Genomic DNA, 18,628 nt, shown 5'->3' with positions numbered 1-18,628 from the left:
CTCGAACTCACCGCGCGCCGGCCGACGCCGTCACGCGGGTACGAAGCGGATCCTCGGTACGGTCGGATCGGCCTCGGTGAGGCGGACGCGGAGACGTTCGCCGAGGGGCAGGGGGGCGCCGTCGATGCGGCCGATGACCGCCGGGGACTCCAACTGGACGGTGCCGACGCCCGGTCGGCGTTCGTCGACGTCGACGACGCAGCCGTCGAACTCCTCGCCCACCCGGTCGCCGAGCAGCGCCGCCTCCACCGTGTCGACGCAGGCCCGTTCGACCGCGGCCGCGCGCCGCCCGCCCTCGGCCATCTCCCCCGGCAGGGCGTCCAGCGCGCCGAGCACCCAGTCGGGCGGGGTCTCGCCGGCGACGGCGGCCAGGCACAGCTCGGTGGTGTAGCGGTCGGCGAGCCGGCGCAGCGGGGCCGTGCAGTGGGTGTACGGGGCGGCGACGGCGGCGTGGGTGGTGATCGCGGGGAGCCGGCCGTCCCGGAAGACGGTGTAGCCGGCGCCGCGCAGCAGGGTCGTGCACTCCTGAAGGAAGGCCGCGTGCCGGGGTTCGCGCGGGTCGAGGGAGCGGATGAGGGTGGCGTACGAGACATGGTGCGGCCAGTCGATGCGCAGCGCGTGCGCGGTGTTCCGCAGCCGGCCGACGGCGCCGTCGGGGGCGGCGGGCAGGGTGCGCAGGACGCCGGTGCCGGAGGCCAGCATCAGATCGGCGGCGGCCATCCCGGTGAGCAGGGAGAGCTGGGCGTTCCAGCCCTCGGCGGGCAGCGGGGCGCGGTAGTCGAGCCGGTAGGTGTGGTCGTGCTCCACGACCTCCTGCTCGGGCACGTTCAGCGAGATCCCGCCGCGCGCCTCCTCCCGCAGCTCCCGCAGCCGTCCGACGGTGGCGAGGAGCCGCAGCGGTTCCTCAGCCGTCCCGTCGTCGATCCGCCGCTGTACGCCCGCGTAGTCGAGCTTGGCGCGGCTGCGGACGAGCGCGCGGTGGACGTCGACGGCGACGGTGGCGCCGTCCGCGTCCAGGTCGACGGTCCACAGCGCGGCGGGCCGGTCCCGGCCGGGCAGCAGGCTGGCGGCGCCCTCGCTGAGCACGGCCGGGTGCAGCGGGACCTTGCCGTCGGGGAAGTAGAGGGTCGTCACCCGCCGGTGCGCCTCGGCGTCCACCGGGCCTCCGGGTACGACGAAGGCGGCGACGTCCGCGACGGCGTACCGGACGCGGTAGCCGGTGCCCCTCCGGGACAGGTGCAGCGCCTGGTCGAGGTCGGTGGCGGTGGGCGGGTCGACGGTGACGAAGGGGATGTCGGTCGCGTCGCGTTCCGGCAGGGCGGGCGCCCTGGCGGCGCGTTCCGCCTCGGCCAGCACGCCGAGCGGGAAGGCGAGGGGCACGCCGAGTCCGGAGCGCAGCGCGGCGAGGGCGGCCCGCAGGGGCGCCTCGGGGGCACCGGTCACGCGGAGGGGGCGGCGGGGCATAGGGCGAGCGTAGGGCGCGGGCGGGGCGGGGGCACGCCGTACGCTGTCCCGTGCCCCGGTCCGCTGTCCCGCTCCGCCCCGGTCGCCGTCCTGGAGTGCTGTCCTTCGTGCTCCGGTCCGCCGTCCCGGAGCCTGTCCGTAAGGAGATTGCGCGTGCTCGTCCTGCTGCCCCCGTCCGAAGGCAAGGCCGCCTCGGGTCGCGGTGCCCCGTTGAAGCCCGAGTCCCTGTCGCTGCCGGGGCTGGCCGCCGCGCGCGAGGCGGTGCTCGACGAGCTGGTCGAGCTGTGCGCGGGCGACGAGGACAAGGCGCGCGAGGTGCTCGGGCTGAGCGAGGGGCTGCGCGGCGAGGTCGGCAAGAACGCCGCCCTGCGCACGGCGGGCGCGCGTCCGGCCGGCGAGATCTACACGGGTGTCCTGTACGACGCCCTGGGCCTGGCCTCCCTGGACGCGGCCGCGAAGAGGCGGGCCGCCCGCTCGCTGCTGGTGTTCTCGGGGCTGTGGGGCGCCGTCCGGGTGACGGACCGCATCCCGTCGTACCGCTGCTCGATGGGGGTGCGGCTGCCCGGGCTCGGGGCGTTGGGCGCGCACTGGCGGGCGCCGATGGCGGCCGTGCTGCCGGAGGCGGCCGGGGACGGGCTGGTCCTGGACCTGCGGTCGGCGGCGTACGCGGCGGCGTGGAAGCCGAAGGGCGGGACGGCCGGGCGTACGGCGACCGTGCGGGTGCTGCACGCGCCGACCCGGAAGGTCGTCAGCCACTTCAACAAGGCGACCAAGGGGCGGATCGTACGGAGCCTGCTGACGGCCGGGATCGCGCCGAAGGGCCCGGCGGAGCTGGTGGAGGCGCTCCGGGACCTCCGGTACGTGGTGGAGGCGGAGCCGCCGGCGCGGGCGGGGACGGCGTGGTCGGTGGACGTGTTGGTGGACGAGGTGCACTGACGGCCTGCCCGGAGAACGATGTGTTGCAGCATGCGCAATGAGCTTTGCGCATGCTGCGGGCCGCGGGCAGGATGACGCGCATGGCCTCTCCCCCGCACTCCTCCGCCCCGGGCGCCTCCGTGCTGGATCTCGCGCCCGTGCTGCCCGTGGTGGTCGTCCGGGACGCCGACGACGCCGTACCGCTGGCGCGGGCGCTGGTGGCGGGCGGGCTGCCCGCGATCGAGGTGACGCTGCGGACCCCGGCCGCCCTGGACGCCGTGCGGCGGATCTGCGCCGAGGTGCCGGAGGCGGTGGTCGGCGCCGGGACGGTCGTCACGCCGGAGCAGGTGACGGCGTGTGTGGCGGCGGGCGCGCGGTTCCTGGTGAGCCCGGGCTGGACGGACGGGCTGCTGGCGGCGCTGCGGGCGTCCGGGGTGCCGTTCCTGCCGGGGGTGTCGACCGCCACGGAGGTACTGGCGCTGCTGGAGCGCGGGGTGCGCGAGATGAAGTTCTTCCCGGCCCAGGCGGCGGGCGGCACCGCCTATCTGCGCTCCCTCGCCGGGCCCCTGCCCCAGGCCCGCTTCTGCCCGACCGGCGGGGTCGGCCCGGACAACGCGCCCGAGTACCTCTCCCTGCCCAACGTCGGCTGTGTCGGCGGCAGTTGGATGGTCCCGGCGGAGGCGGTGGCGGCGCGGGACTGGGCGCGGATCGAGGCGCTGGCGCGGGGTGCCGCCGCGCTCGCCGGGACATCCACCGAAACGTCCGCCAAAACGCCCGCCGGGACGTCCGCCGTCAGGGCCGCAAGTGGGACGTGTCGTTGAACAGCCGGACGCTGGCGTTGCCGTCGGCGTAGTACGCCACCGCCGACAGCGAGGCCGCCGACAGCTCCATCCGGAACAGCGACTCCGGCGGGGCGCCCAGGGCCAGCCGCACCAGGGTCTTGATCGGGGTCACATGGGTGACGAGCAGGACCGTGCGGCCCGCGTAGGCCGCGGTCAGCTTGTCGCGGGTGGCGGAGATCCGGGCCGCGGTGGCCGCGAAGCTCTCGCCGCCGCCGGTGGGTTCGGCCTCCGGGTCGGCGAGCCAGCGGTTCAGGTCCTCGGGGTGGCGCTCGCGGACCTCGCCGAACGTCAGCCCCTCCCAGGCGCCGAAGTCCGTCTCGATCAGCCCCTCCTCGACGACGACCTCCAGACCGAGCCGGGCGGCGACGGCCCCGGCGGTCTCCCGGGTCCGGGCCAGCGGGGAGGCGAGGATGTGCTGCACGGTCCCGCGCCGGGCCAGCGCGGCGGCGACCCGTTCGGCCTGCTCCCGGCCGACGGCGGAGAGGGACGGGTCGCTGCCGCCCCGCCCGGAGAACCGCTTCTGCGGGGTGAGGGGCGTCTCGCCGTGCCGCAGCAGTACGAAGGTGGCGGGGGCGCCGAGATCGGGGGCGGAGGCCCAGCCGACGGAGGGGCGGGTCTCGGGGGACGTCGGCGGGGTGGCGGCGAGGGTGCGGGCGGCGCGGGCATCGGCCTCGCCCGCACCGGTCGTGGCCTCGGCGTCGGCCGTGGCGGCCGTGTCCTCCGTGTCGCGGGCCCGCGCCAGCGCCTCGCGGGCCTTCGCGGCACCGGCCGTGGCGTCGCCGGGCGGACCGGACGGCTCGGGCAGGGCTCGGGAGGCCCGCGATCCGGCCGATCCCGACCCTGCCGCGTCCAGGGCGGCCCGCGACGCCCCCGCGTCCCACTGCTCGCCCCGCTTGCCGGCGTCCATGGCCTCGTTGGCCAGCCGGTCGGCGTGCTTGTTGCGCTCGCGCGGGATCCACTCGTAGCTGACCTGGCCGGCCGGCAGGATCCGGGCGGCCTCCGCGGCGAGCGGCTTCATGTCGGGGTGCTTGATCTTCCAGCGCCCCGACATCTGCTCGACGACGAGCTTGGAGTCCATGCGCACCCGTACGGTCGCCGCCGGGTCCAGCTCGCGCGCGGCCCGCAGACCGGCCAGCAACCCCCGGTACTCGGCGACGTTGTTGGTGGCCACACCGATGAACTCGGCGCGTTCCGCGAGGGTTTCGCCCGTCGCCGCGTCGATCACCACACTGCCGTAGCCCGCGGGTCCCGGATTGCCCCGTGACCCGCCGTCGGCCTCGACGATGAACTCCCGCACGCCGCAGACCCCTTACAGACCGGATTCCGACGTACGCACCAGGATCCGGCGGCAGTTCTCACACCGTACGACGGTGTCGCGCGCGGCCTGGCGGATCTCGTTCAGCTCGGTGATGGCCAGCTCCTGGCGGCAGCCCTGGCAGGTGCGGGCGTACAGCTTGGCCGCGCCGATGCCGCCCTGCTGCTCGCGCAGCTTGTCGTAGAGCTTGAGCAGGTCGGCGGGGACGGACCCGGCGACGACCTCGCGCTCCTTGGTGACGGTGGCGGCCTCGCCGTCGATCTCCTCGAAGGAGGCGTCACGGCGGGCGGTGGCGTCGTCGATCTTGCCCTGGACGGCGCCGACCCGCTCGGTCAGCTCGGCGACGCGCTCCTGCGCGGACTCGCGGCGCTCCATGACCTCCAGGACGACGTCCTCCAGGTCGCCCTGGCGCTTGGCGAGGGAGACGATCTCCTTCTGGAGGTTCTCCAGGTCCTTGGGGGAGGTGACGGCACCGGAGTCCAGGCGCTGCTGGTCGCGGGCGGCGCGCTGGCGCACCTGGTCCACGTCCTGCTCGGCCTTGGTCTGCTCGCGGGCGGTGTCGCTCTCCTCGGTCTGGGCGGCGACGAGGAGGTCGCGCAGTTGGGTCAGATCCTTGGTCAGCGCCTCGATCTCGGCGTGCTCGGGCAGCGACCTGCGCTTGTGCGCGAGCTGCTGGAGCCGGACGTCGAGGGCCTGGACGTCGAGGAGTCGGATCTGGTCGGCAGGCTCGGCGTTCAGTTGGGGGCTCCCTGAGCGGTAGTCGTGGCGGTGGCCACGGTGCTTGAGGTGGTGACGGACGCCGCGTGGGCGGTCCAGGGGTCGGTGACCGTGCGGGAGACGTGGACCCGGAGGCCCCATCCGTTGCGGTCGGAGATCTCGTCGAGCTGGCTTGCGGCCAGCTCGCACCAGGGCCATTCGGTGGCCCAGTGCGCCGCGTCGAGCAGCGCGAGAGGACTGTGGGCGCGGGCCTCGGACACCGGGTGGTGCCGCAGGTCCGCGGTGAGGAAGGCGTCGACACCGGCCGCGCGGACCCGGTCGAAGAGGCTGTCGCCGGAGCCGCCACTGACGGCGACGGTCCGTACGGGGGCGTCCGGGTCGCCGGCCACGCGGATGCCCTGGGCGGTGGCGGGCAGCCGTTCGGCGGCGCGGGCGGCCAGCTCGCGGACGGTGAGCGGATGGTCCAGCTCGCAGATCCGGCCGAGGCCGCGGCGTCCGTCGGGGTCGCTCGGGTCGGGCACCAGGGGGCCCACGACGCGCAGGTCGAGGGCGCCGGCGAGGGCGTCGCTCACGCCCGGGTCGGCGGTGTCGGCGTTGGTGTGGGCGACGTGGAGCGCGATGTCGTTCTTGATGAGGGTGTGCACCACGCGGCCCTTGAAGGTGGAGGCCGCGACGGTCGTGGTCCCGCGCAGATACAGCGGGTGGTGGGTGACCAGCAGGTCGGCGCCGAGGCGTACGGCCTCGTCGACGATCTCCTGGACCGGGTCCACGGCGAACAGCACCCGGGTGACGTCCTGACCGGGCTCCCCCACGACGGTTCCGACCGCGTCCCATGCCTCGGCCCGCTCGGGGGGCCACAGGTTCTCGAGCGCGGCGATGACTTCAGACAGACGGGGCACGGGGAAAGGCTACCTGGCCGCGTATGGGGTCCCCTACAGATGCGGCCCGGCTGGGGCGGTGGGGGCCCGGCGGAGGCACAGGCCCGGCGCCGACCTCAGGCGAATCGCTTCTGCACCACTCGTACGAGCGAAGTGGCCCGGCGCCCGCGCCCTCGCCCCGCCCCCGAAAACTAGCTTCGTCGCCGGAGGTGACCGAACCATGACGACCTGTGCGATCGAACCCACCGCGACGGACGGAGCGGACGGGACGGGGGCGATGCCCGAGACGACGGCGCCGGAGACGGCGTTGGGGGCGGGGGATGTGGGTGTCGGGGGCCCGGGTGGGGGCGAGGACGGCGAACCTGCCCGCGGGGACGAGGGTGACGTCGGTGGAGGCGACGCGTGTGCGCCCGGCGGCGACGGGGAGCTTGCCCTCGGGGGTGGCGATGAGCGCTACGCCCGCGGGGGCGACGGGGACGATGCGTGGGACGGGGAGCTTGCCGACGACGGCAAGGGCGGGGGCGGGGGCGGTGAGGACGGCACCGGCCGGGCTGACAGCCACGCGGTGGACCTCGGTCCGGTCAGCGCGCTCTGGGCGTACGTCCATGGCGCCGACAGCACAGCGGGGCACACCCCTGCGGTCGGCGGCGACGAGGCCGTCATCCCGGAGGACGACAGCCACGCGGACGGCGTCGGTCCGGCGGACGGTGTCCGGGACGACCGTGCGAACGGCTCCGGTCCGGCGGACGGCGTCCGGGGCGGCCGTATCGACGCTCGTGTCGCCGACGAGCGCACGGTCCTCCCGGACGCCCCCTGCGTGATCACCGCCGACGGCACCTACGCCGCCCGGCTCGCGCGCGACCCCCGTTCCGACGCCTGGTTCCCCGAACGGTGGACGTTGGGCGGGCCCGAGCCGTACGCCGTGCCGTTGCCCGTGCATCAGCCGGAGGAGCCGGGGACGGAGGTGCAGCCGATGACCGACGGGCGGGTGCTGGTGCGCCGGGTCACGCAGGGGCGGCACGCCTTCTCCCTGCTGTATCCGACCGGCCCCGGCACCGGCGAACTGCCGCTCGGTGCCGTGGAGTGCCCCGACGACGACACCCGGCTCCGGCTGCTCCCGCCCGCGCCGTGCGGACAGCGGGCCTACGCCCTGGCCGCCGGCCGGTACTCCACCGCCGTATGGCTCGTCGCGGGCGGCAGTTTCGGGCCCGAGCACGTGGCCGAGATCCCGGGCCGCTGCTCCGGCGGCGTCTGGCTGGACCGCACCGGCCGGATGCTCGCGCTGGACCGTGAGGTGGCCGGCCGCACCAAGTCACTGGTGGTGGACCTGGAACGCGGCGGCGAGGTCACGCCGTTGCTCCAGATCACCGCCGGCAGCGACGACCGTCTGCTGCTCGCCGACGTGGACAGCGGGCTGCTCCTCATCTCTTCCGACGCCCCCTCCCCCGGCACGCCCCGGCTGGGCTGGGGTGTCCTCGGCAGCACCCTGCCGGTGCGTTTCCCGGAGTCCCTGCGGCTGCCCGGCTGCACCCTCACGCCGTTCGCGATCCAGCCGGGACAGGTCCTGCTCCCGGAACTGTGCGCGGTGGCGCTGCGCATCGACGGCCCCTACGGCACCTGGGTCGGAAGCTGGCGCCCCGCGGAACGCCGCCTTCACCAACTCGCCGCACCTGACGGCTGGTTGGCGGGAAGCGGCCGCTGGACACCGGACGGCGTGCTGCGTCTGCCGTACGCCACCGAGACCGAACCCTGCGGCGTGGCGCACCTGAGCCCACCGATCGCGCCGCCACCGGACGAGCGTCCCCCCGTCACCACGCCCGCGGCCCGCCCCGTCCCCCTGCAACAGGCGCCGCTCGATCGACTTGTAACGAAGTAGCTGCGGTTGGCGTGGCCGCCTGGATTCGCCCCGTGGTGCGCCGGATAAAATCTTCCGGCGAAATAAAGATCATGTTGACGGGGTGAACTCAACCGATGAGCGACGCAAGCATCACGCAGCCGCCGTCCGCCGACTCCCAGGAGACGGCAGGGCACGGCCGACACCGGGGCCCGGTCTCGTCGTCCCACGACGGCGAGTCGGCGGCCCCTCGCGGCCGGCACCGTAAGCCGGCTGAGGAAACGGCCGAAGCGGCTGCCTGACAGTACGCCGAAGGGGCTCCGCCCGTCCACAGGACGGACGGAGCCCCTTCGCACATCCAGATCGCACATCCGGAACACATATGCGGACCGGGTCGCACCCGTGGGTCACACCGCCCCGCGCCGCAACCCCAGCACCTCCGCCGCAGCGAACGTCTCCCCGTCCGGCCGTTCCGCGAAGTGCGCGCCCAGCGTCGCGTCCAGCTCCTCGAAGCCGAAGACGTCCCCCTTGCAGTCGAACTGCGCCCGCACGCGCGGCCGTTCGACGACGGCGACCATCCCGCCGTGCACCACGAGCACCTGTCCGTTGATGCGCGCGGCGGCCGGTGACGCCAAGTAGCCGACGAGCGGGGCGACATGCTCGGGGGCGAGCGGGTCGAGCCCCTCGGCGGGGGGTCCGACGCCGGCGAAGACGTCCTCCGTCATCCGGGTCCGGGCGCGCGGACAGATCGCGTTGACGGTGACGCCGTACCGGGCGAGCGCGAGGGCCGTGGAGGTGGTCAGGCCGACGATCCCCCCTTTGGCGGCGGCGTAGTTGGGCTGTCCGGCCGAGCCCGCGAGGAACGCCTCCGAGGACGTGTTCACGATCCGCCCGTACACCGGACCGCCCGCCGCCTTGGACCGCTCGCGCCAGTGCGCGGCGGCGAACCGGGTGAGATTGAAATGGCCCTTGAGATGGACCCGGATCACCGCGTCCCACTCCTCCTCCGCCATGGAGAAGACCATCCGGTCGCGCAGGATGCCGGCGTTGTTGACGACGACGTCCAGCGTCCCGAACGTGTCGATCGCCAGGCCGACCAGCTCACGGGCCTCACGGAAGTCGGACACGTCCCCGGTGTGGACGAGCGCGGTGCCGCCGGCGGCCCGGATCTCCTCGGCGACCGTCTCGGCGGGCCCGGCGGACGACTCGCCGGAGCCGTCACGGCCGGATCGCCCGTAGTCGTTGACGACGACGGCCGCGCCCAGCCGGGCCAGTTCCAGCGCCTCCGCCCGGCCGAGGCCGCGCCCGGCCCCGGTGACGACGGCACAACGCCCCGCGAGCGGGCCCTCGTTCACCTCTCCATGCGGTCTCTCGGTCGGCACTGCCATATGATCCGCCGCCCCTCAGATCTCGATGCAGGTCCGCAGCGCGGTCCCGGTACGCATCTGGTCCAGCGCCTCGTTGATCTCGGCGAGCGGCACCCGGTGCGTGATCAGGCCCTCCAGGTCGATCCGGCCCGCCCGCCACAGAGCGATGGTCCGCTCGTAGGAACGCAGCACGTCACCGCCGCCGTACATCGAGGGCAGGATCCGCTTCTCGTCGAAGAACAGCTCGAACATGTTGAGTTGGAGGTGGTCGTCCATGGCGCCCGCGCCGACAACGACCAGGGTGCCGCCGCGCCGGGTGGTGTCGTAGGCGGTGCGGGCGGTGGCGGAGCGGCCGACGACCTCGAAGACGTAGTCGAAGCCCTCGCCGCCGGTGATCTGCTGCTTGGCGTCGGGCAGTTGGTCGGGCGAGACGGCCCGCGTGGCGCCGAAGCCGAGCGCGGCCTCGCGGCGGGAGGCGACCGGGTCGACGGCGACGATCTCGGCGGCGCCCTTGAGCCGCGCGCCCTGGATCGCGGAGATGCCGACCCCGCCGCAGCCGATGACGGCGACCGACGAACCCGCTTCCACGTCCGCGGTGTTGAGCGCGGCACCGAGGCCGGTCGTCACCCCGCAGCCGATCAGCGCGGCGATGTCGAAGGGCACGTCGTCGGGGATCGGGACGGCGCAGCCCGCGTCGACCACGACCTCCTCGGCGAAGGTGCCGGTCCCGGCGAAGCCGAACACATCGCCGCCGGGGCGGCGGAAGTTGGGGGTGCCCGCGTTCATGAACCCGGCCAGGCACAGTTCGGTCTGGCCGCGCCGGCAGGCGGGACACGCGCCGCAGGCGGGCAGCCAGCAGACGACGACCCGGTCGCCCGGCTTCACCCGGGTGACGCCCTCGCCGACCTCCAGGATCTCGCCGGCGCCCTCGTGGCCCGGCACGAAGGGCGCGGGCTGCGGCAGCACCCCGCCCATCGCCGACAGGTCCGAGTGACACAGGCCGGTGGCCCGGATCCGGACCCTGACCCGGCCCGGACCGAAGCCGACCGCCTCGACGTCGTCGAGGACCTCCAGTTTGTCCTGGCCGATCTCGTGCAGTACGGCTGCGCGCATGGTGCGGCTCCCTCGGGTCATCCAGGGTTCAGGCGGGGGTGAGGCAGGGCTGAGGCAGGGTTCGGGCGGGTCGTCCACGGTGCAGGCGGGTCGTCCAGGGCTCAGACGGGGATGAGGCAGGGTTCAGGCAGGTCGTCCAGGGTTCAGGAGTGTGCGACGACCGTGTCGGCGAGGACGGGCGCGTCGTCACGCTCGACCGCGCTCACGGCCACCCGCACCTCGCCCTCCCCCCGCCACAGCCGGATGCGCAGGGTCTCGCCGGGGAACACGACCCCGGCGAAGCGGGTGGCGTACGACCGCACCCGGGTGACGTCCCCGTCGAGCAGCGTGTCCACGACCGCCTTCAGGGTGATCCCGTAGGTGCACAGGCCGTGCAGGATGGGCCGGTCGAAACCGGCGAGCTTGGCGAACTCGGGGTCGGCGTGCAGCGGGTTGTAGTCGCCGGAGAGGCGGTACAGGAGGGCCTGGTCCTCGCGGACCGCGCGTTCGACGACCTTGTCGGGCGCGCCGGCGGACGGTTCGAGACGGGCCGACGGCCCCCGGTCGCCGCCCCAGCCGCCCTCTCCTCGTACGAAGATCTGGGCGTCGTTGGTCCACAGCGGCCCGTCCGCGTCGGCGACCTCGGTGCGCATGACGAGCACGGCCGCCTTGCCCTTGTCGTACACGGCGGCGATCCGGCCGGTGGCGGTCGCGCGGCCGCGCACCGGCAGCGGGCGGTGGATCTCCAGCCGCTGTCCGCCGTGCAGGACCCGGGCGAGATCGACGTCGACGCCGGGCATGGACAGCCCGCTGATCACGCCGGGCGAGCCGGAACCGGCGACGGTGGCGAAGCTGGGCAGGACGTGCAGCCGGGACTCCAGCGTGTAGCGCAGCTCGTCGGGGTCGGTGGCGGGGACGCCCGCGCCGATGCCGAGGTGGTAGAGCTGGACGTCCTTGTGGTCCCAGGAGATCTCGCCGGTCCGGGGTTCGGCGGCGAGCGCCTTGGCTGCGTCGATGGGCATGGGGCTCCTGACGGTGGCGGTACAGGGTGTGAGACCTCGATACGGCCGTCCGCACCGTCGGCCGCACCGAGGTCGTCACGGGGCCGCGGAACCCGTCCGGTTCTAGAACGCGTTCCAGTGCGGCGATCCTCTGTATAGCCGAGGCCCCCGCAGTTGTGAAGGCTCCTGACGGCATGTCAGATACGGCCGGCCGCGGGCCGTCGTCGGCGGGGCGATCGACCCATGACATTTGTCCCGGCGGACCGATGACATGCGGCCCTGCCGGACGGCGGGCGGGGAACGTAGCGTCGAAGAGGTAGGAGCGGGCGGAAGGACCGAACGGACGGGGGAAGGCACATGACGAGGACGAAGAGCGCGACGAGGACACCGAAGGCGGCGGGGACACCGAGGGCGACGGCTCAGTGGCGGCGGACGCTGGCATGCCGGTGGGCTGCCTGGCGGGCGCGCCACCGGGACGGGGAGGGCCAGGACCGTTGCGCGAACGGCGAGGACTGCGGTCCGGACGCCTTCGGCGAGCCGCCGGGTCCCCCGCCGACGCCCCTGGCACTGCTGCCCTGGCTGCTCCTGGGCCTGGGCTCCTTCTCGAACCTCTTCCAGGGCGAGACACCCAACCCGCTGCTCGGCGGCCTCGGGCTGCTGATCTTCAACTCCTGCTACATCTACGTCGCCGTGCGCTCCTTCGTGAAGGAGAAGCGCGAGGCCCGCTCCACGCGGGTGGCGCTGCTGATCATGACCCTGGTGACCTGCGGCCTCGCCGGGGGTTACGGCGGCACGTGGCTGCTGTTCTTCCCGCTGCTCGGCCTGGCCGCGGGCGCCGCCCTGCGCGGTCCCCGGCTGCGGGAGACCAGCGTGGGGCTGGGTCTGCTCGCCGGGGCGGTCGCCGTTCCGCATGACGGCTGGGGCGGCCTGGCGATCGCCTACGCCACGGGGATCTCCACGGTGGTGACGGCCGTGATCCTGACCCTGGCGGAGGCGGTGCGGGAGCTGCGCGCGGCCCGGGAGGAGCTGGCCCGGCGGGCGGTGGAGAAGGAGCGGCTGCGGTTCTCGCGGGACCTGCACGATCTGCTCGGGCACACGCTGTCGGTGATCGTGGTGAAGTCGGAGGCGGCGAGACGGCTGGCGCCGGGCGACCTGGACGCGGCCCTCGCGCAGATCACGGACATCGAGTCGGTGGGCCGGCAGGCGCTGACCGAGATCCGCGAGGCGGTCACCGGCTACCGCGAGGGCAGCCTCCCCACCGAACTGGACCGGGCCCGCTCGGCGCTCACCGCGGCGGGCGTGGAGCCCGCGGTCAGCCAGTCGGGCCCACCCGTGGCACCCGAGACGGCTGCCCTGCTCGGCTGGGTGGTCCGAGAAGCGGTCACCAACGTGGTCCGCCACAGCGCCGCCACCCACTGCACGATCACGGTGACAGGCACCCCGGACCGGGTCCGTTTGACGGTGACGGACGACGGACGGGGCGCCGACCAAGGGGCGGTGGGGGACGGCCTCGGCGCGGGAGGTGGCGGGGGTGCCGCCGGGCGCGGCAGTGCGGGCGCCGGCCAAGACGGGGCCCGGGTCCTGGGCCGGGGTGCCGCCGGGGGCGGTCGTGAGGGCGCCGACGCCGACCAGGACGAGGCCCGAGTCCTGGGCGAGGGTGCCACCGGGGGCGACGGTACAGGCACCGGCCACGGCGAAGCCCACGTCCGGGCCCGGGGCACCGCCGAGGGCGGCCGTGACGGCGCCGACGCCGACCAAGACGAGGCCCGAGTCCTGGGCGACGGTGCCACCGGGGGCGCCGGTACAGGCACCGGCCAGGGCGAGGCCCAGGTCAGGGCCCGGGGCACCGCCGGGGGCGGCCGTGCGGGCGCCGGTCAGGGCGAGGCCCAGTCCCTGGACTCGGGTGTTGGCCGCACCACGGCCGCTGTCCACCACTCGGCCAGTGGTCACGGGGCGGGAAGCGACCGGAGCACCGTCGATGAACAGGGTGCGGGCCGGCACCTAGGCACCGGCGGCCGATCCGGCGCGGACGCTTATCCGGGCCCGAGCGGTCAGCCGGACCGAGGCCGTCTCCCAGGCACAGGCGATCACCCGAACCGAGGCGGTCACCTGGACCCGGGCAATCACCCGAACTCCCACCTGCTCAGCCCCGGCGGGCGCCGCGGTACCGGGCTCACCGGACTGCGGGAGCGGCTCGCGGTGGCCGGAGGTTCGTTGACGGCGGGGCCGGGGGCGCGGGGTGGCTTCACGGTGACGGCGGAGCTGCCCGCAGAGCTGCCCGTGGAGGCGGCGCCCGCTCCGACGGCGTACGCCGTGCCGGAGTCCGCGCAGGCGGTGCCGCCCGTCCCGGCCGGACCTACGCTTGGCCCGTGAACGAGATGCCCGGTGACCACCGACCCGCCAAGTCCATCAGGGTGCTGCTGGCGGAGGACCAGGGGATGATGCGCGGCGCGCTGGCCCTGCTGCTCGGGATGGAGCCGGACATCGAGGTCGTCGCCCAGGTGGGCACGGGGGACGAGATCGTGGACGCGGCCCTGCTCCACCGTCCCGACGTCGCCCTCCTCGACATCGAGCTGCCCGGCATCAGCGGTCTGGAGGCCGCCGCCGAGCTGCGCGACCAGGCGCCCGACTGCCGGGTGCTGATCCTCACCACCTTCGGCCGGCCCGGCTATCTGCGGCGGGCCATGGAGGCGGGGGCGGCCGGTTTCCTGGTGAAGGACGGTCCCGTGGAGGAGCTGGCGGCGGCGATCCGCAAGGTGCTGACGGGCCAGACGGTCGTCGATCCGGCGCTCGCCGCGGCCGCCCTCGGCGCGGGCCCGAACCCGCTCACCGCCCGCGAGCGCGACGTACTGAAGGCGTCGGTGGACGGCGCGACGGTCGCGGACATCGCCGGACGGCTGCACCTGTCCGAGTCCACGGTCCGCAACTACCTCTCGTCCGCGATCGGCAAGACGGCCACCCGCAACCGTATGGAGGCGATGCGGGAGGCCCGCCGCCAGGGCTGGCTGTAGCGACAGGCCCGCTCCGGGGGAGAAAGGCCCGGCGTCCTAGAAGCCCGCCCCCGTGCGCCGCAGCACCCGCAGGGAACCGGTGTCGGAGATCTCCTCGAAGGCGCCGGAGGCGAGGGCGCGCAGGTACACGCGGTAGGGGGCCTGGCCGGTGAACTCGTCGGCCGGGTCCGGGAACACGTCGTGGATCAGGAGGAGGCCGCCCTCGGCGACATGGGGCGCCCAGCCCTCGTAGTCGGCGGTGGCGTGCTCGTCGGTGTGACCGCCGTCGATGAAGACGAGGCCCAGCGGGGTGCCCCAGATCTTCGCCACCTGCGGCGAGCGGCCGACGACGGCGACGACGTGCTCCTCCAGGCCGGCCCGGTGCAGGGTGCGGCGGAAGGTGGGCAGCGTGTCCATCAGGCCGATCTCGGGGTCGACGGTCTCGGGGTCGTGGTAGTCCCAGCCCGGCTGCTGCTCCTCGCTGCCCCGGTGGTGGTCGACGGTGAGCGCGGTGACACCGGAGGCGCGGGCCGCGTCGGCGAGCAGGATCGTGGAGCGCCCGCAGTAGGTGCCCACCTCCAGCAACGGCAGCCCGAGCCGGCCCGCCTCCACGGCGGCGGCGTACAGGGCGAGCCCCTCGTCCGCGGGCATGAACCCCTTGGCGGCCTCGAACGCGGCAAGGATCTCGGGCTTCGGTGCCGCGGTCATGGGGGCCTGCCTTCCAACACGACTGGTGGGTGTACGGCCGCCCATGCTGCCGTACGCCCGGCCGACGGCACGACAGGGGGTGCGGGAAGCTCCGTCACAGCCCGCAGCCCGCACCCCCAAGGGGCCCTGACGGACTAACCCCGCAGTACCTCACCCCGCACGACGGCCTCACTCCGCACCGTCTCCCCCCGCAGCGCCTCCTCCGCGCGCTCCAGGTTGGCGTCCTCCTCGCTGCTGGCGCGCAGGTGGGATTCGTTCGACGGGCGCTGCTGCCGGGGCAGGAGCAGGGCCAGCACCAGGCCGACGGCGACGGCGGCCGTGGCGATCAGGAAGGAGACCCGGAAGCCGTGCATGGTCGGGACGGCGACGCCGTTGACGTCGTTCGCGGTGTTGGCGAGGACCATGCCGATCACGGCGCTGGAGACGGAGGTGCCGATGGACCGCATCAGGGTGTTGAGGCCGTTGGCCGCACCGGTCTCCGAGGCGGGGACGGCGCCGATGATCAGGGCGGGCAGCGAGGAGTAGGCGAGTCCGATGCCGGCGCCCAGGACGATCGCGATGACCAGGCTCTGCCAGGCGGCGTCCATCAGGCCGAGGCCGGCGCCGTAGCCGATCCCGATGATCAGCATGCCGAGGATCAGGGTGACCTTGGGGCCGTACTTGGCGGACAGCCGGGCGTAGACGGGCGCGGTGACCATCATCGTCAGGCCGAGCGGGGCGACCAGCAGACCGGCGACGACCATCGACTGGCCGAGGCCGTAGCCGGTGCTCTTGGGGAGCTGGAGGAGCTGGGGCAGGACGAGGGAGACGACGTAGAAGCTGACGCCGACCATGATCGAGGCGAGGTTGGTGAAGAGGACGGCGGGGCGGGCGGTGGTGCGCAGGTCGACGAGGGGTGCCGGGGTGCGCAGTTCGTAGACGCCCCACAGCAGGAGCACCGCGGCGGACGCGCCGAACAGGCCGAGGGTGGTGCCGGAGGTCCAGCCCCAGGCGCTGCCCTTGGTGATCGGCAGGAGGAAGAGGACCAGGCCGGCGGAGAGGCCGAGGGCGCCCGGCAGGTCGAAGGTGCCCTTGGCGCGGGCCGGGGACTCGGGGACGGCGAGCAGGGTGAGGCCGATGGCGAGGACGCCGAGGGCGGCGGCGCCGTAGAACAGGGCGTGCCAGTCGGTGTGCTGGGCGACCAGGGCCGCCGCGGGCAGGGCGAGGCCGCCGCCGACGCCGATGGAGGAGCTCATCAGGGCCATCGCGGAGCCGAGCCGTTCGCGGGGCAGCATGTCGCGCATCAGGCCGATGCCGAGCGGTATCGCGCCCATGGCGAAGCCCTGGAGGGTACGGCCGACGATCATCGGCAGCAGTGCGCTGGTCACGGCGCTCACCAGGGCGCCGACGACCATCACGGCCAGGCTGAGGATCAGCAGACGGCGCTTGCCGTAGAGGTCGCCGAGGCGGCCCATGATCGGGGTGGCGACGGCCCCGGAGAGCAGGGTGGAGGTCAGGACCCAGGTGGCGTCGCCGGGCGAGGTGTCCAGCAGTTGCGGCAGGTCCTTGATGACCGGGACCAGCAGGGTCTGCATCACCGCGACCACGATGCCCGCGAAGGCGAGCACGGGGACGACGGCTCCGCTCGCCCGGCGGGTGGGCCGGTCGGTCGTGTGCGTCATGAAGGGGGCCTCCGGGGCGGCGCGGGAAGAGCTGCGCGTCAGGGGGTGATCAGGGTGCGGTCAGGGAGTGCGGTCAGGGATACATGGAGACCGAACCTGTATGCATGGGCAACTATTCCGGTCCTTCGGCGCCCTAACAATTTCTTTAGCTTCTCTTGGGAATCGGGCGTGCTCCCCAGGTCCGGACGCACCCCTCCTCCTGACCTAGGCCCAAATCCCGATGCAAGGGGCGCCGCCGGGTTGAGACCATGACGCCCATGCCGGAATCCGACGACACTCCTCGCCCCCGCCCCCGCCCCCACAGATCCGCCCGCTTTCCCGGGCCCGGCCGCGGCGCTCCCGCTCCCGCCGCCTGGCTGGTCGTGGCGCTGGCGTGCGCCGGTCAGTTCCTCGTCGTGCTGGACGTGTCCGTCGTCAACGTGGCCCTGCCCTCGATGCGGGCCGACCTGGACCTGAGCCCGTCCGGCCTCCAGTGGGTGGTGAACGCGTACGCCATCGCCTTCGCCGGTTTCATGCTGCTCGGCGGCCGCGCCGGCGACCTCTACGGCCGCAAGCGGATGTTCCTGACCGGGCTCGCCCTGTTCACCCTGGCCTCGCTGGCCGGCGGGCTCGCCCAGGACGACTGGCAACTGCTGCTCGCGCGGGCCGTGCAGGGGCTGGGCGCGGCGGTGCTGGCGCCGTCGACGCTGACGATCGTCACCTCGGCCGTGGCGGAGGGCGCGGCCCGGGCCCGCGCGATCGCCACCTGGACGGCGGTCGGCGCAGGCGGCGGCGCGGCGGGCGGGCTCGTCGGCGGGGTGCTGGTGGACGTCCTGTCCTGGCGCTGGGTGCTGCTGATCAACGTGCCGGTGGGGGCCGTCGTCCTGGCCGGGGCCGTGTGGTGGCTGCGCGAGAGCCGCGCCGGTGACGGCCGCCGGCTGGATCTGCCGGGCGCGCTGCTGGTCACGGCCGGGCTGGCCACGCTGGCGTACGGCATCTCCCAGACGGAGGCCGAGGGCTGGACGGCCCCGGCCACCCTGGTGCCGCTGGCGGCCGGGCTCGCGCTGATCGGGCTGTTCCTCGCCGTGGAGGCCCGGACGACGGCCCCGCTGATGCCGCTCGGACTGCTGCGGCGGCGGGCGGTGTCGGGGGCGAACGCGGCGATGTTCCTGTCCGGCTCGGCGATGTTCGCCATGTGGTTCTTCATGACGCTGTACGCGCAGAACGCCCTCGGCTACACCCCGCTGGAGGCCGGTCTCGCGCTGGTGCCCAGCTCGCTGGCCGTCGTCCTCGGCTCCAAGCTCGCGCCGCGCCTGATGCGGACGGCCGGGGCGCGCGCGGTGGCGGCGCTGGGCACGCTGGTCGCGGCGACCGGCTTCGGCTGGCAGTCGACGATGCGGATCGACGACCCGTACGTCACCGGGATCATGCTGCCGGGTGTGCTGATGATGCTGGGCGCCGGCCTGGCGACGACCCCGCTCGCGGCGCTGGCCACCTCGGGGGCGGCGCCCGGCGAGGCCGGTCTGGTCTCGGGCCTCGTCAACACCTCCCGCACGATGGGCGGCTCGCTGGGCCTGGCGGTCCTGTCGACCATCGCCGCCTCCCGGACCGGCGGACGGGCCACGCCGGAGGCGCTGACGGAGGGGTACGCGCTGGCGTTCCGCACGGGTACCGGGGTGCTGCTCGCCGGGGTCGTCCTGACCCTGCTCTGGCTGCCTCGCACGGCCACGGCCCCCGTCGTCGCGGAAGCGGGGACGGACACGGACGCGGAGACGGTCACAGGCACGGGCACGGACTCCCGGGCGGCCTCGGAAAAAGTCTCCGGAACGAGGCAACGATCCTGACCCCTCGCGGCCTCCTTTGAA

The 18,628-nt window shown here is 74.3% G+C and carries 14 protein-coding genes and 1 pseudogene; 6 read left to right on the top strand and 9 right to left on the bottom strand.

The window, feature by feature from the left end; all coding sequences use genetic code 11:
* Positions 1–30 precede the first annotated feature (30 nt).
* A complete protein-coding gene (locus tag G6W55_RS18245; RefSeq protein ID WP_175521906.1) occupies positions 31–1,464 on the bottom strand; it encodes an RNB domain-containing ribonuclease in 1,434 nt (477 codons plus the stop codon).
* Between the two features lie 153 nt (positions 1,465–1,617).
* On the opposite strand from G6W55_RS18245, the gene yaaA reads away from it, so the two are divergent.
* Both yaaA and eda read left to right on the top strand, forming a co-directional pair.
* A complete protein-coding gene (gene yaaA, locus G6W55_RS18240) occupies positions 1,618–2,400 on the top strand; it encodes a peroxide stress protein YaaA (protein WP_175521905.1) in 783 nt (260 codons plus the stop codon).
* Positions 2,401–2,480: 80 nt separating this feature from the next.
* Entirely contained in the window at positions 2,481–3,200 is a 720-nt protein-coding gene (gene eda / locus G6W55_RS18235) for a bifunctional 4-hydroxy-2-oxoglutarate aldolase/2-dehydro-3-deoxy-phosphogluconate aldolase (RefSeq protein ID WP_175521904.1), read from the top strand.
* Here eda and G6W55_RS18230 read toward each other — a convergent pair.
* Genes G6W55_RS18230 through G6W55_RS18220 form a run of 3 tightly spaced genes read right to left on the bottom strand, consistent with a single transcriptional unit; the run spans position 3,172 to position 6,152 of the window.
* A complete protein-coding gene (locus G6W55_RS18230; protein ID WP_175521903.1) occupies positions 3,172–4,518 on the bottom strand; it encodes a bifunctional RNase H/acid phosphatase in 1,347 nt (448 codons plus the stop codon). The two genes, eda and G6W55_RS18230, sit on opposite strands and share 29 nt — an antisense overlap.
* Positions 4,519–4,530: 12 nt before the next feature.
* A complete protein-coding gene (locus G6W55_RS18225) occupies positions 4,531–5,274 on the bottom strand; it encodes a zinc ribbon domain-containing protein (RefSeq protein WP_175522002.1) in 744 nt (247 codons plus the stop codon).
* Positions 5,271–6,152, bottom strand: a complete 882-nt coding sequence (locus G6W55_RS18220) for a Nif3-like dinuclear metal center hexameric protein (protein WP_175521902.1) — start codon at positions 6,150–6,152, stop codon at positions 5,271–5,273. The genes G6W55_RS18225 and G6W55_RS18220 overlap by 4 nt, the downstream gene beginning before the upstream one ends.
* Positions 6,153–6,897: 745 nt before the next feature.
* On the opposite strand from G6W55_RS18220, the gene G6W55_RS18215 reads away from it, so the two are divergent.
* The gene (locus G6W55_RS18215) at positions 6,898–8,007 is read left to right on the top strand and encodes a hypothetical protein (RefSeq protein ID WP_175522001.1); all 1,110 of its coding nucleotides are present in this window, start codon (positions 6,898–6,900) and stop codon (positions 8,005–8,007) included.
* 365 nt (positions 8,008–8,372) lie between these two features.
* Here G6W55_RS18215 and G6W55_RS18210 read toward each other — a convergent pair whose 3' ends face one another.
* The 3 genes from G6W55_RS18210 to G6W55_RS18200 all read right to left on the bottom strand — a co-directional run bounded on the left by G6W55_RS18210 (position 8,373) and on the right by G6W55_RS18200 (position 11,446).
* Positions 8,373–9,347: a 3-oxoacyl-ACP reductase gene (locus G6W55_RS18210; RefSeq protein ID WP_309243755.1), complete on the bottom strand. Its 975-nt coding sequence runs from the start codon at positions 9,345–9,347 to the stop codon at positions 8,373–8,375.
* A 21-nt stretch (positions 9,348–9,368) separates the two neighbouring features.
* A complete protein-coding gene (locus G6W55_RS18205) occupies positions 9,369–10,445 on the bottom strand; it encodes a Zn-dependent alcohol dehydrogenase (protein ID WP_078633311.1) in 1,077 nt (358 codons plus the stop codon).
* Positions 10,446–10,588: 143 nt separating this feature from the next.
* Complete coding sequence (locus G6W55_RS18200; protein ID WP_175521900.1) at positions 10,589–11,446, bottom strand: MaoC/PaaZ C-terminal domain-containing protein; 858 nt, start codon at positions 11,444–11,446, stop codon at positions 10,589–10,591.
* Positions 11,447–11,782: 336 nt separating this feature from the next.
* Here G6W55_RS18200 and G6W55_RS18195 point away from each other — a divergent pair.
* Both G6W55_RS18195 and G6W55_RS18190 read left to right on the top strand, forming a co-directional pair.
* Positions 11,783–13,111, top strand: a pseudogene (locus G6W55_RS18195) (sensor histidine kinase); the annotation flags it as partial.
* A 692-nt stretch (positions 13,112–13,803) separates the two neighbouring features.
* Positions 13,804–14,436 carry a response regulator transcription factor gene (locus G6W55_RS18190; protein ID WP_175522000.1) on the top strand — a complete coding sequence of 211 codons (633 nt, stop codon included), beginning with the start codon at positions 13,804–13,806 and terminating at the stop codon, positions 14,434–14,436.
* Between the two features lie 36 nt (positions 14,437–14,472).
* Here G6W55_RS18190 and G6W55_RS18185 read toward each other — a convergent pair whose 3' ends face one another.
* Positions 14,473–15,123: a class I SAM-dependent methyltransferase gene (locus G6W55_RS18185; RefSeq protein WP_030797945.1), complete on the bottom strand. Its 651-nt coding sequence runs from the start codon at positions 15,121–15,123 to the stop codon at positions 14,473–14,475.
* Between the two features lie 134 nt (positions 15,124–15,257).
* Complete coding sequence (locus tag G6W55_RS18180; RefSeq protein WP_244368958.1) at positions 15,258–16,784, bottom strand: MFS transporter; 1,527 nt, start codon at positions 16,782–16,784, stop codon at positions 15,258–15,260.
* Between the two features lie 248 nt (positions 16,785–17,032).
* Here G6W55_RS18180 and G6W55_RS18175 point away from each other — a divergent pair, with 248 nt between their 5' ends.
* Positions 17,033–18,607: an MFS transporter gene (locus G6W55_RS18175; protein ID WP_175521899.1), complete on the top strand. Its 1,575-nt coding sequence runs from the start codon at positions 17,033–17,035 to the stop codon at positions 18,605–18,607.
* The last annotated feature ends 21 nt before the right edge of the window (positions 18,608–18,628 follow it).

This window comes from Streptomyces sp. CAI-85, from assembly GCF_013363615.1.
Taxonomy (GTDB): domain Bacteria; phylum Actinomycetota; class Actinomycetes; order Streptomycetales; family Streptomycetaceae; genus Streptomyces; species Streptomyces antibioticus_B.
This window is presented reverse-complemented; position numbering and strand designations above follow the sequence as displayed.

What these genes read in the sequence shown, in the direction of transcription:
- G6W55_RS18185 (WP_030797945.1), bottom strand. Translation starts at nt 15,123, where the DNA reads ATGACCGCGGCACCGAAGCCCGAGATCCTTGCCGCGTTCGAGGCCGCC.
- G6W55_RS18200 (WP_175521900.1), bottom strand. Translation starts at nt 11,446, where the DNA reads ATGCCCATCGACGCAGCCAAGGCGCTCGCCGCCGAACCCCGGACCGGC.
- G6W55_RS18180 (WP_244368958.1), bottom strand. Translation starts at nt 16,784, where the DNA reads ATGACGCACACGACCGACCGGCCCACCCGCCGGGCGAGCGGAGCCGTC.
- G6W55_RS18175 (WP_175521899.1), top strand. Translation starts at nt 17,033, where the DNA reads ATGACGCCCATGCCGGAATCCGACGACACTCCTCGCCCCCGCCCCCGC.
- G6W55_RS18190 (WP_175522000.1), top strand. Translation starts at nt 13,804, where the DNA reads ATGCCCGGTGACCACCGACCCGCCAAGTCCATCAGGGTGCTGCTGGCG.
- G6W55_RS18245 (WP_175521906.1), bottom strand. Translation starts at nt 1,464, where the DNA reads ATGCCCCGCCGCCCCCTCCGCGTGACCGGTGCCCCCGAGGCGCCCCTG.
- eda (WP_175521904.1), top strand. Translation starts at nt 2,481, where the DNA reads ATGGCCTCTCCCCCGCACTCCTCCGCCCCGGGCGCCTCCGTGCTGGAT.
- G6W55_RS18205 (WP_078633311.1), bottom strand. Translation starts at nt 10,445, where the DNA reads ATGCGCGCAGCCGTACTGCACGAGATCGGCCAGGACAAACTGGAGGTC.